Raw genomic sequence first — 10,553 nt, 5'->3', positions numbered from 1 at the left:
TGCGCGAGCTGCTGAGCAAGTACGACTTCCCGGGCGATGACACCCCGATCGTGTCGGGCTCGGCGCGTCTGGCGCTGGAAGGCGACCAGAGCGAGATCGGCGTGCCGGCGATCCTGAAGCTGGTGGACGCGCTGGACACCTGGATCCCGACCCCGGAGCGTGACGTCGACAAGGCGTTCCTGATGCCGGTGGAAGACGTGTTCTCGATCTCCGGCCGCGGCACCGTGGTGACCGGCCGCATCGAGCGCGGGATCATCAAGGTGGGCGACGAAATCGAGATCGTCGGTATCCGTCCGACCCAGAAGACCACCGTGACCGGCGTGGAAATGTTCCGCAAGCTGCTGGACCAGGGCCAGGCGGGCGACAACGCGGGCCTGCTGCTGCGCGGCACCAAGCGTGACGACGTGGAGCGCGGCCAGGTGCTGGCCAAGCCGGGTTCGATCACCCCGCACACCGGCTTCGAGGCCGAGGTGTACGTGCTGTCCAAGGATGAAGGCGGCCGTCACACCCCGTTCTTCAAGGGCTACCGTCCGCAGTTCTACTTCCGCACCACCGACATCACCGGTGCGGTGGAGCTGCCGGAGGGCGTGGAGATGGTGATGCCGGGCGACAACGTGAAGATGGCGGTCACCCTGATCAACCCGGTGGCGATGGACGAAGGCCTGCGTTTCGCGATCCGCGAAGGCGGCCGTACCGTCGGCGCCGGCGTGGTCGCCAAGATCACCAAGTAATCGCCAGGCGATCGCATGCTCCCCGTCCATGGGGAGCATGGAAGAAGGGCGGCCTCGGGGCCGCCCTTTTTTTGTGCCCGCGTCTGCTCCGTTGATGATCCTCCTTACGGGCATGCCATGCAGCTGGCGGCAGGGATGGCGTGGCCGGTGTCGAGGTCGATGCGCGTGGCGGCGGATGACGGGCCGGCGTGCCGCTGTCCGGGCGGCGGGTTCCGATCATCCGGCGCGGTCGGATTCCGGCGGCCTCCCTGTTCCGGGATGGCGGAAAAAGCGCGCAGCCCGCCTCTTGTAGGTACGGGCCGCGCAGCCGCGCGCCCTGGCCGCGGCATCCGCATGACCTTTGCTACGTGAAGCGGGGCCGCGACCCCGGCTAAGGTGGGTGCGATGGCCGCGGCCATCGGCAAGACAAACGCAAGGAGAACACGGGATGGTGCGAAGAGCACGACACGGGCGGCGCAGGGCGACGCTGGCATTGGCGCTGGCGGCATTGGCCGCCGTGGCACAGGCAGCGGTACCGGCGCCGAAGGAGCACTTCGGCTTCACCATCGGCGACGACTACATGCTCGCCACCTATACCCAGACCGAGGCGTACTTCCGCAAGATCGCGGCGAGTTCCGATCGCTTCCGGCTGGTCGAACTGGGCGAGACGTCGGAGGGGCGTCCGCAGTTGATGCTGGTCGCATCGTCGCCGGCCAACCTGGCCAAGCTGGACGAGTACCGGGACATTTCCGAGCGGTTGGCGCGGGCGCGCGATGACGAAGCCGTCGCACGCCGCCTGGCCGAGCAGGGCAAGGCGGTGGTGTGGATCGATGGCGGCCTGCATGCCAACGAGACCGTCGGCGCGCACCAGCTGATCGAGACCGTATGGCAGCTGGCCAGCCGCGACGACGCCGAGACCCGGCGCATCCTCGACGACACCATCGTGCTGCTGGTGCATGCGAATCCGGACGGCCAGGAGCTGTATTCCAGCTGGTACATGCGCGAGTCCGAGCCGTCCAAGCGCGTGCTGGACAAGCCGCCGCGCCTGTACCAGAAGTACGCCGGGCACGACAACAACCGTGACTTCTACATGGCCGCGCTGCAGGAAACGCGCAACCTCAACCTGGCCATGTACACCCGCTGGTACCCGCAGATCGTCTACAACCACCACCAGACCTCGCCGAAGGGCACGGTCATCGTCATTCCGCCGTACCGCGATCCGTACAACTACAACATCGACGCGATGATCCCGGTCGGGCTGGAGGCGCTGGGTTCGGCGATGAACCTGCGCTACCTGCAGGAGAACAAGCCGGGGGCGGTGTCCAAGGGCGGCAGCGTGTATTCCACCTGGTGGAACGGTGGCCTGCGCACCATGCCGTACTTCCACAACATGCTCGGGGTGCTGACCGAGATCACCGGCAACCCGACGCCGATGCAGATTCCGTTCCTGCCGGAGCGGCAGCTGCCCGACAGCAACCTGCCGGCGCCGGTGCCGGCGCAGACCTGGCATTTCCGCCAGTCCATCGACTACAGCCTGACCGCGAACTGGGCGCTGCTGGACTACGCGTCGCGCAACCGCGAGCAGCTGCTGTGGAACATCTACCGCATGGGCCGCAACTCCATCGAGCGCGGCAGTGCCGACTACTGGACGGCCAGCCCGAGCGCGCTGGCCGCGGCCAAGGAGGCGGCGGCACGCAATGCGCCTGGGCAGGTGGGGCTGGAGGCGGCACAGGTCGAGTCGATGCTGCGGCGTCCGGAACAGCGTGACCCGCGCGGCTACATCATCCCGGCGGGCCAGGCCGACTTCCCGACGGCAACGGCCTTCGTCAACGCCCTGCAGTTGGCCGGCGTGGAGGTGCAGCGTGCATCGCGGCCGTTCACCGTCGCCGGGCGCAAGTACGCCGCCGGTTCGTACGTGGTCAAGGCCGACCAGGCTTTCCGGCCGCACCTGCGTGACATGTTCGAGCCGCAGGACCATCCGCATGACTTCGAATACGACGGCGGACCGCCGATCGCGCCCTACGACTCGGCGGGCTGGACGCTGGCGCTGCAGATGGGGGTCGCTTTCGACCGCGTGCTGGAGGGCTTCGACGGCCCGTTCGAGCCGCTGCCGGCCGGGCAGTTGCAGGTGCCGGCGGATGCGCCGGTGCCGGCCTCGAACAGCGGCTATGTGCTCGACGCGCGCGCCAACAACAGCGTGATCGCCGTCAATCGCCTGCTCAAGGCGGGCGTGGCGGTGCAGCGCCTGCCGGCGCGTGATGGCGCGTTCTTCGTGCCCCGGGCCACGCCGGAGGCGATGGCGTCGGCGCTGCATGGAACCGGGGTGGTGGCCACGGCCGCCGGTCGCGGCGTCGGGGAGGGTGTGCCGGTCCGGGCGCCCCGGATCGCGCTGTGGGACCACTACGGTGGCTCCATGATCTCCGGTTGGACCCGCCTGGTGCTGGAGAACTTCGGCTTCGACTATGAGGTGGTGTATCCGCGGCAGATCCTGCAGGGGGACCTGCGCCGCCGCTTCGATGTGGTGATCCTGCCCAGCGGTGCCCTGCCGCTGCCCGAGGCGCTGGCGATCGAGGGCAAGGCCGGGCGCACCCAGAAATCGCCCGATCCGGCCGGCATCCCCGCCGAGTTTCACCCGATGCTCGGTGAGCTGGAGGGCGAGCCTGCGCTCGCCGCGCTGCGCGGTTTCCTGCAGGAAGGGGGGCATGTCGTCGCCACCGGTTCGTCCAGCGGGCTGGCGCTGCAGCTGGGCCTGCCGCTGCAGAGCCACCTGCGGGTGAAGGAGGGCGACGGCCGCCTGCGTCCGCTGAACCCGCGCGAGTACTACATCCCCGGCAGCGTGCTGGAAGTGGCGGTCGACAAGTCGCAGCCCGTCGCATGGGGGCTGCCGGCGCGGCTGGATGTCTATTTCTCCGATGGCCGCTGGGACAACGCGCCGGTATTCGACCTGCCGGCGGGGCGCGACGACATCCGCCCGCTGCTGCGCTTCGATTCGGCCGCGCCGCTGCGCAGCGGCTGGGCCTGGGGCCAGGGGTACCTGGAGGGCGGGGTGCTGGCGGCCGAGGCCGACGTCGGCCCGGGTCGGCTGACCTTCTTCGGTACCGACATCACCTTCCGCTCGCAGACCCACGGCTCGTTCAAGCTGCTGTTCAACAGCCTGCTGCAGGCTGGCGCCGGAGCGGTGGACTGAAGGATGGGGCGGGGCGCTGAACGGCGCCCCGCCCGCCCGGCGGCCGGCCGAGTGGCGGCCTGTCGCCGGCGCTTGCAAAGCGGAAAGAATGCTGACAGAATGCACGACCACTCGCGAAGATGCATGCCCTGCATGTGCTTCGCAGCCAGCGAAAGGAGGGGCAGGACGCGCCTCGTATTCGCCAGACTAAGGACAGGTCGCGTGGGGTCGCTCCGGAGCGTATCGGGGTGTTTCCGCGCGTTTGTTTGTGTCTGGGCGGGCCGGGTAACCGGGCCGCCTTGTCGTTTTGAAGGGATGCGCGCGTCGCACCGGGCCGGTTCGGGACGGGTGGCGCATTCACTGGGGGCCGGTACACAAGAGGCCGGGCCTGTCGCTCTTTAGACCTATAGGAACACCGTCATGGCGGACCAAAAGATCCGGATTCGGCTGAAGGCGTTCGATCATCGTCTGATCGATCGTTCGGCCAGCGAGATCGTTGAAACGGCCAAGCGGACCGGCGCGCAAGTGCGTGGCCCGATCCCGCTGCCGACCAAGATCGAGCGCTACACCATTCTCGTCTCCCCGCACGTCGACAAGGACGCGCGTGACCAGTACGAGACCCGCACGCACAAGCGCGTGCTCGACATCGTCGACCCCAACGACAAGACCGTGGACGCGCTGATGAAGCTCGAACTGGCTGCCGGCGTCGACGTTCAGATCAAGCTGACCTGAGGGCTGCGACCATGACGAAGAAGTATTCGTTGGGCTTCGTGGGCCGCAAGGCCGGCATGAGCCGCGTGTTCACCGAAGATGGCCGTTCCATCCCGGTGACCCTGATCGAAGCCACCCCGAACCGCATCGCGCAGGTCAAGACCGTCGAGAGCGACGGCTACAGTGCCGTGCAGGTGACCGTCGGCGCCCGCCGGGCCGCCCTGGTGAACAAGCCGCAGGCCGGCCACTTCGCCAAGGCCAAGGTCGAGGCCGGCCGTGGTCTGTGGGAGTTCCGCGTCGACGACGCCAATGTCGGCGACTACGCCGTCGGTGGCGAGGTCAAGGCGGACATCTTCGCCGTCGGCCAGAAGGTCGATGTCCAGGGTGTCACCAAGGGCAAGGGTTTCCAGGGCACCATCAAGCGCCACAACTTCACCATGGGCGACGCCACCCACGGCAACTCGCTGTCGCATCGCGCGCCGGGTTCGCTGGGCCAGCGCCAGACCCCGGGCCGCGTTTTCCCGGGCAAGAAGATGGCGGGTCACATGGGTGCCGTGCAGCAGAGCACGCAGAACCTGGAAGTGGTCAAGGTCGACGTCGAGCGTGGTCTGATCGCCATCCGCGGCGCCGTGCCTGGCGCAGCCGGTGGCGACGTGATCGTGCGTCCGGCGAGCAAGGCATAAGGAGAGATGACGATGGAACTCGTTATCACGGGTAGCAACAACAAGGTCTCGGTCTCCGACGCCGTGTTCGGCCGCGATTTCAGCGAGGATCTGGTCCACCAGGTCGTCGTTGCCTACCGCAACGCCGCGCGTGCCGGCACCAAGGCACAGAAGACGCGCTCGGAAGTGGCCGGCACCACCAAGAAGTCGAAGAAGCAGAAGGGTGGTGGCGCACGCCACGGTGCCCTGACCGCTCCGATCTTCGTCGGCGGTGGCGTCACCTTCGCGGCCAAGCCGCGCAGCTTCGAGCAGAAGGTCAACCGCAAGCAGTACCGCGCCGCCATGTGCGCCATCCTGTCCGAGCTGAACCGCCAGGGCCGCCTGACCATCGTGGAGTCCTTCGACGTCGAAGCGACCAGCACGAAGGGCCTGGTCGCCAAGCTGGCCGGCCTGGAAGTGGGCAAGCGCCCGCTGATCGTCACCGAAGAGGCTTCCGAGCACCTGTACCTGTCGGCACGCAACGTTCCCTACGTGGAAGTGCGTGACGTCCAGGGCCTGGACCCGGTGGCGCTGGTGGGTGCCGACACGGTCGTCATCACCGCCGATGCGGTCAAGAAGGTCGAGGAGTGGCTGGCATGAGCAGCAACGAAAAAATCTTCAGCGTGCTGCGCGCTCCGCGGGTTTCCGAGAAGACCGCGCGCCTGCAGGAACTCTCCAATCAGTACGTCTTCGAAGTTTCGAACGAAGCCACCAAGGCCGATGTAAAGGCCGCGGTCGAGCAGCTGTTCGACGTCAAGGTCGAGGCCGTCAACGTGGTCAACGTCAAGGGCAAGAACAAGTCCTTCCGTAACCGCGCTGGCCGTCGCGGCGATTGGCGCAAGGCGTACGTGCGTCTGGCCGATGGCCAGTCCATCGATGTAACGGCCAAGGCCTGAGGTACATCCCATGCCATTGATGAAATTCAAGCCCACCTCCGCAGGCCGCCGCTCGGCCCTGCGCGTGGTCACGCCCGATCTGCACAAGGGCGCGCCGCACGCGGCACTGGTGGAGCCGCAGAGCCGGTCCGGTGGCCGCAACCACCACGGCCGCATCACCACCCGCCACGTCGGCGGCGGTCACAAGCAGCACTACCGCATCATCGACTTCAAGCGCAACAAGGAAGGCATTCCGGCGCGCGTGGAACGCATCGAATACGATCCGAACCGCACCGCCCATATCGCCCTGCTGTGCTATGTCGACGGCGAGCGCCGCTACATCATCGCCCCGAAGGGCCTGAAGGCCGGTGACCAGGTCATCTCGGGTGCGCATGCCCCGATCAAGACCGGCAACACCCTGCCGCTGCGCAACATCCCGGTCGGTACCACGATCCACGGTATCGAGCTGAAGCCGGGCAAGGGTGCCCAGATCGCCCGCGCCGCCGGTGCTTCGGTGCAGCTGGTGGCCCGTGAAGGCGTCTACGCCACCCTGCGCCTGCGCTCGGGTGAGATGCGCAAGGTGCCGGTCGAGTGCCGCGCCACCATCGGCGAGGTCAGCAACGACGAGCACAACCTGCAGAAGCTGGGCAAGGCCGGTGCAGCGCGTTGGCGCGGCGTCAAGCCGACCGTCCGCGGTGCCGCCATGAACCCGGTGGACCACCCGCACGGTGGTGGTGAGGCCAAGGCCGGCCAGGGCAACCCGCACCCGGTCACCCCGTGGGGCGTGCCGACCAAGGGCTACAAGACGCGCCATAACAAGCGCACCCAGCAATTCATTGTTCGCGATCGTAGGGGTTAATCGACCATGGCACGTTCACTCAAGAAGGGTCCGTTCGTCGATCACCACCTCGTCAAGAAGGTGGAGGCCGCTGCGGGCAGCAAGAGGCCGATCAAGACCTGGTCGCGCCGCTCCATGATCCTGCCGGAAATGGTTGGATTCACCATCGCCGTGCACAACGGCAAGAACCACGTCCCGGTTCTCATCAACGAGAACATGGTCGGTCACAAGCTCGGCGAGTTCGCCATCACCCGGACCTTCAAGGGCCACGGTGGCGACAAGAAGTCGGGCAGGTAAGGAGAGATGACGATGGAAGCGAAAGCAATCCTGCGCACCGCGCGCATCTCCCCGCAGAAGGCCCGTCTGGTCGCCGACCAGGTGCGTGGCCTTCCGGCCGAGCGTGCGGTCAACCTGCTGAAGTTCTCGGACAAGAAGGCCGCCGCCCTCATCAAGAAGGTGGTGGAGTCGGCTATCGCCAACGCCGAGAACAACCAGGGCGCCGACGTCGACGAGCTCAAGGTCAAGACCATCATGGTCGACGAGGGTCCGACGCTGAAGCGCTTCATGGCCCGGGCCAAGGGCCGCGGCACGCGCATTCTCAAGCGCACCAGCCACATCACCGTGGTCGTGGGCGAGGGCAAATAAGATGGGTCACAAAGTACATCCGATTGGTATCCGCCTCGGCATCGCCAAGGACTGGAACTCCAAGTGGTACGCCAACAAGGCCGAGTTCGCCAGCTACCTGGCGGCCGACCTGAAGGTCCGCGAGATGCTTCGCAAGAAGCTGGCGCAGGCCGGTATCTCCAAGATCCTGATCGAGCGTCCGGCCAAGACCGCGCGCGTGACGATCCACACCGCCCGCCCGGGCGTGGTGATCGGCAAGCGTGGCGAGGACATCGAGAAGCTGCGCAAGGAAGTGAGCGAAGTGATGGGCGTTCCGGCGCACATCAACGTCACCGAAGTGCGCAAGCCGGAGCTGGACGCGCAGCTGGTTGCCGAGTCGATCGCGCAGCAGCTGGAACGCCGCATCATGTTCCGCCGTGCCATGAAGCGCGCGGTCGGCAATGCGATGCGTCTGGGCGGGCTGGGCATCAAGGTCAACGTCTCCGGCCGCTTGAACGGTGCTGAAATCGCCCGTTCGGAGTGGTACCGCGAGGGCCGTGTGCCGCTGCACACCCTGCGTGCCGACATCGACTACGGATTCGCCGAAGCCAGCACCACCTACGGCATCATCGGCATCAAGGTCTGGATCTACAAGGGTGAGATCTTCGATTTCGCCCAGGTTGGCCAGGAGAAGCAGGACGACAGCCCGCGCGGCGATCGCGGCGATCGCGGTGACCGTGGCGACCGTCCGTCGCGCCCGGCGCGTGAAGCGAGGTAACGGCAATGTTGCAACCCAAGCGAACCAAATACCGCAAGATGTTCAAGGGCCGCAACGACGGCCTGAGCTGGAGTGCGAATGCCGTCAGCTTCGGCGAGTACGGCCTCAAGGCCACCGCTCACGGCCAGCTGACCGCGCGCCAGATCGAGGCGGCCCGCCGCTCGATCAGCCGCTACGTCAAGCGCGGCGGCAAGATGTGGATCCGCGTGTTCCCCGACAAGCCCATCACCAAGAAGCCCATCGAAGTGCGTATGGGTGCCGGTAAGGGTGGCGTGGAGTACTGGGTCGCGCAGATCCAGCCGGGCCGCATGATCTATGAAATCGAGGGTGTCTCCGAGGAAGTGGCGCGCGAGGCGTTCCGCCTGGCGTCGGCCAAGCTCTCGGTCACCACCACTTTCGTGACCCGTACGGTGCGCTGATGGACATCAAACAACTCCGCGAGAAGTCGGCCGACGAACTGAAGGCCCACCTGACCGACCTGCGCAAGGAGCAGTTCTCGCTCCGCATGCAGGCCGCCACCGGCCAGTTGCCGAAGACCCACGAAACCCGCCGGGTGCGCCGCGAGATCGCTCGCGTCAAGCACCTGATCGGCAGCACGAAGTAAGGATGGCTGCTATGAGCGAAAATACCGAAAGCAAGACGCTGCGCACGGTCGAAGGCCGTGTCGTCAGCAACAAGATGGACAAGACGGTCACCGTGCTGGTGGAGCGCCAGGTCAAGCATGCGTTGTACGGCAAGTACATCAAGCGCTCGACCAAGCTGCACGCCCACGACGCCGAGAACACCTGCAACGAGGGTGATTTCGTGCGCGTGACCGAGATTGCGCCGCTGTCCAAGACCAAGAACTGGCGGGTGGTGGAAGTCCTCACCCGCGCAGCGAAATAAGGAGCCTGAATCATGATCCAGATGCAGAGCTACCTCGACGTCGCTGACAACTCCGGTGCCAAGGAAGTGATGTGCATCAAGGTGTTGGGCGGCTCGAAGCGCCGTTATGCCCACATCGGCGACATCATCAAGGTCACCGTGAAGGACGCGATCCCGCGCGGCAAGGTCAAGAAGGGCGAAGTGTACGACGCCGTCGTGGTCCGCACCCGCAAGGGTGTGCGCCGCGCCGATGGTTCGCTGATCCGTTTCGACGGCAACGCCGCCGTCCTGCTCAACAGCAAGCAGGAGCCGATCGGCACCCGCATCTTCGGGCCGGTGACCCGTGAACTTCGCAACGAGAAGTTCATGAAGATCGTCTCGCTCGCTCCCGAAGTGCTGTGAGCGACAGGAGATAATCATGGCTAACCGTATCAAGAAGGGCGACCAGGTCGTCGTCAACACCGGCAAGGACAAGGGCAAGCAGGGCGAAGTCGTCCGCGTCGACGGCGACCGCGTGGTCGTCGCCAACGTGAACATCGTCAAGCGCCACACCAAGCCGAACCCGCAGGCAGGTGTTGCCGGCGGCGTGGTCGAGCGTGAAGCGTCGATCCATATCTCCAACGTCAATGTCCTGAACCCGGCTTCGGGCAAGGGCGAGCGCGTTGGCTTCAAGGTGCTGGAGGATGGACGCAAACTGCGTGTGTTCCGCTCCAGCGGAGAGGCGATTGACGCCTGAGGAATGAGCTGATGACTCCCCGTCTCGAAAAAATCTACAAGGAAGAAGTGGTGCCGGCGCTGATGAAGCAGTTCGGCTACACCAATCCGATGGAAGTGCCGAAGCTGGTCAAGGTCACGCTCAACATGGGCGTCGGCGAAGCGGCCACCAACAAGAAGGTCCTGGAGAACGCCGTGGCCGACATGGCCAAGGTCACCGGCCAGAAGCCGGTGGTCACCAAGTCGCGCGTCTCGGTGGCTTCGTTCAAGATCCGTGATGGCTGGCCGATCGGTTGCAAGGTCACCCTGCGCCGCAAGACCATGTACGAGTTCCTCGACCGCCTGATCAACATCTCGCTGCCGCGCGTGCGTGACTTCCGCGGCGTGTCGGGGCGTTCGTTCGACGGCCGCGGCAACTACAACATGGGCGTGAAGGAACAGATCATCTTCCCGGAAATCGATTTCGACGCCGTCGATGCGATCCGCGGCATGGATATCGCCATCACCACCACCGCCAACAGCGATGCGGAAGCGAAGGCGCTGCTTGCAGCGTTCAAGTTCCCGTTCCGCAACTGATCCGTCGAGGAAACCGA

General features: G+C 65.9%; 16 protein-coding genes. All 16 read left to right on the top strand.

Translation table 11 applies throughout. From position 1 onward, the window contains the following. On the top strand, positions 1-731 hold a 731-nt coding region (locus tag K5L01_RS07660; protein WP_250063380.1), incomplete at its 5' end, for an EF-Tu C-terminal domain-related protein. Positions 732-1,161: 430 nt separating this feature from the next. Then, positions 1,162-3,897 carry a M14 family metallopeptidase gene (locus K5L01_RS07655; protein ID WP_250063379.1) on the top strand — a complete coding sequence of 912 codons (2,736 nt, stop codon included), beginning with the start codon at positions 1,162-1,164 and terminating at the stop codon, positions 3,895-3,897. Positions 3,898-4,296: 399 nt separating this feature from the next. Further along, the gene (gene rpsJ / locus K5L01_RS07650) at positions 4,297-4,608 is read left to right on the top strand and encodes a 30S ribosomal protein S10 (protein ID WP_010341589.1); all 312 of its coding nucleotides are present in this window, start codon (positions 4,297-4,299) and stop codon (positions 4,606-4,608) included. An 11-nt stretch (positions 4,609-4,619) separates the two neighbouring features. Continuing rightward, positions 4,620-5,270: a 50S ribosomal protein L3 gene (gene rplC, locus K5L01_RS07645; RefSeq protein WP_250063378.1), complete on the top strand. Its 651-nt coding sequence runs from the start codon at positions 4,620-4,622 to the stop codon at positions 5,268-5,270. Between the two features lie 12 nt (positions 5,271-5,282). Beyond that, positions 5,283-5,888: a 50S ribosomal protein L4 gene (gene rplD, locus K5L01_RS07640; RefSeq protein WP_250063376.1), complete on the top strand. Its 606-nt coding sequence runs from the start codon at positions 5,283-5,285 to the stop codon at positions 5,886-5,888. Next, positions 5,885-6,184 carry a 50S ribosomal protein L23 gene (rplW, locus tag K5L01_RS07635; RefSeq protein ID WP_049433641.1) on the top strand — a complete coding sequence of 100 codons (300 nt, stop codon included), beginning with the start codon at positions 5,885-5,887 and terminating at the stop codon, positions 6,182-6,184. The genes rplD and rplW overlap by 4 nt, the downstream gene beginning before the upstream one ends. Before the next feature lie 10 nt (positions 6,185-6,194). Next, positions 6,195-7,022, top strand: a complete 828-nt coding sequence (gene rplB / locus K5L01_RS07630; protein ID WP_250063374.1) for a 50S ribosomal protein L2 — start codon at positions 6,195-6,197, stop codon at positions 7,020-7,022. Between the two features lie 6 nt (positions 7,023-7,028). Continuing rightward, complete coding sequence (gene rpsS / locus K5L01_RS07625) at positions 7,029-7,298, top strand: 30S ribosomal protein S19 (RefSeq protein WP_250063372.1); 270 nt, start codon at positions 7,029-7,031, stop codon at positions 7,296-7,298. A 12-nt stretch (positions 7,299-7,310) separates the two neighbouring features. Further along, positions 7,311-7,646 (top strand): 50S ribosomal protein L22, encoded by a 336-nt coding sequence (rplV, locus tag K5L01_RS07620; RefSeq protein WP_057639469.1) that lies wholly within the window; start codon positions 7,311-7,313, stop codon positions 7,644-7,646. Position 7,647: 1 nt separating this feature from the next. Further along, entirely contained in the window at positions 7,648-8,382 is a 735-nt protein-coding gene (gene rpsC, locus K5L01_RS07615; protein WP_250063370.1) for a 30S ribosomal protein S3, read from the top strand. A gap of 5 nt (positions 8,383-8,387) precedes the next feature. After that, the gene (gene rplP / locus K5L01_RS07610; RefSeq protein ID WP_054663318.1) at positions 8,388-8,801 is read left to right on the top strand and encodes a 50S ribosomal protein L16; all 414 of its coding nucleotides are present in this window, start codon (positions 8,388-8,390) and stop codon (positions 8,799-8,801) included. After that, on the top strand, positions 8,801-8,986 hold the full coding sequence (rpmC, locus tag K5L01_RS07605; protein WP_250063368.1) for a 50S ribosomal protein L29: 186 nt from the start codon (positions 8,801-8,803) through the stop codon (positions 8,984-8,986). Before rplP ends, rpmC begins: the two co-directional genes overlap by 1 nt. An 11-nt stretch (positions 8,987-8,997) precedes the next feature. Beyond that, positions 8,998-9,267: a 30S ribosomal protein S17 gene (gene rpsQ, locus K5L01_RS07600; RefSeq protein ID WP_250063366.1), complete on the top strand. Its 270-nt coding sequence runs from the start codon at positions 8,998-9,000 to the stop codon at positions 9,265-9,267. A 12-nt stretch (positions 9,268-9,279) separates the two neighbouring features. Next, positions 9,280-9,648, top strand: a complete 369-nt coding sequence (gene rplN / locus K5L01_RS07595) for a 50S ribosomal protein L14 (protein WP_250063364.1) — start codon at positions 9,280-9,282, stop codon at positions 9,646-9,648. A 16-nt stretch (positions 9,649-9,664) separates the two neighbouring features. Beyond that, positions 9,665-9,982, top strand: a complete 318-nt coding sequence (rplX, locus tag K5L01_RS07590; RefSeq protein WP_054663326.1) for a 50S ribosomal protein L24 — start codon at positions 9,665-9,667, stop codon at positions 9,980-9,982. A gap of 11 nt (positions 9,983-9,993) precedes the next feature. Next, positions 9,994-10,536: a 50S ribosomal protein L5 gene (gene rplE, locus K5L01_RS07585; RefSeq protein ID WP_250063362.1), complete on the top strand. Its 543-nt coding sequence runs from the start codon at positions 9,994-9,996 to the stop codon at positions 10,534-10,536. Positions 10,537-10,553: the final 17 nt, after the last annotated feature.

Source organism: Stenotrophomonas mori, assembly GCF_023556335.1.
Lineage (GTDB): Bacteria > Pseudomonadota > Gammaproteobacteria > Xanthomonadales > Xanthomonadaceae > Stenotrophomonas > Stenotrophomonas mori.
Note: the sequence above shows the minus strand (reverse complement) of the source record. Positions and strands in the feature narration are given on the sequence as shown.

Bases quoted from the DNA above. Each gene is read 5' to 3' on its own strand.
- rpsJ (WP_010341589.1), top strand. From the start codon at position 4,297: ATGGCGGACCAAAAGATCCGGATTCGGCTGAAGGCGTTCGATCATCGT.
- rplC (WP_250063378.1), top strand. From the start codon at position 4,620: ATGACGAAGAAGTATTCGTTGGGCTTCGTGGGCCGCAAGGCCGGCATG.
- rplD (WP_250063376.1), top strand. From the start codon at position 5,283: ATGGAACTCGTTATCACGGGTAGCAACAACAAGGTCTCGGTCTCCGAC.
- rplW (WP_049433641.1), top strand. From the start codon at position 5,885: ATGAGCAGCAACGAAAAAATCTTCAGCGTGCTGCGCGCTCCGCGGGTT.
- rplB (WP_250063374.1), top strand. From the start codon at position 6,195: ATGCCATTGATGAAATTCAAGCCCACCTCCGCAGGCCGCCGCTCGGCC.
- rpsS (WP_250063372.1), top strand. From the start codon at position 7,029: ATGGCACGTTCACTCAAGAAGGGTCCGTTCGTCGATCACCACCTCGTC.
- rplV (WP_057639469.1), top strand. From the start codon at position 7,311: ATGGAAGCGAAAGCAATCCTGCGCACCGCGCGCATCTCCCCGCAGAAG.
- rpsC (WP_250063370.1), top strand. From the start codon at position 7,648: ATGGGTCACAAAGTACATCCGATTGGTATCCGCCTCGGCATCGCCAAG.
- rplP (WP_054663318.1), top strand. From the start codon at position 8,388: ATGTTGCAACCCAAGCGAACCAAATACCGCAAGATGTTCAAGGGCCGC.
- rpmC (WP_250063368.1), top strand. From the start codon at position 8,801: ATGGACATCAAACAACTCCGCGAGAAGTCGGCCGACGAACTGAAGGCC.
- rpsQ (WP_250063366.1), top strand. From the start codon at position 8,998: ATGAGCGAAAATACCGAAAGCAAGACGCTGCGCACGGTCGAAGGCCGT.
- rplN (WP_250063364.1), top strand. From the start codon at position 9,280: ATGATCCAGATGCAGAGCTACCTCGACGTCGCTGACAACTCCGGTGCC.
- rplX (WP_054663326.1), top strand. From the start codon at position 9,665: ATGGCTAACCGTATCAAGAAGGGCGACCAGGTCGTCGTCAACACCGGC.
- rplE (WP_250063362.1), top strand. From the start codon at position 9,994: ATGACTCCCCGTCTCGAAAAAATCTACAAGGAAGAAGTGGTGCCGGCG.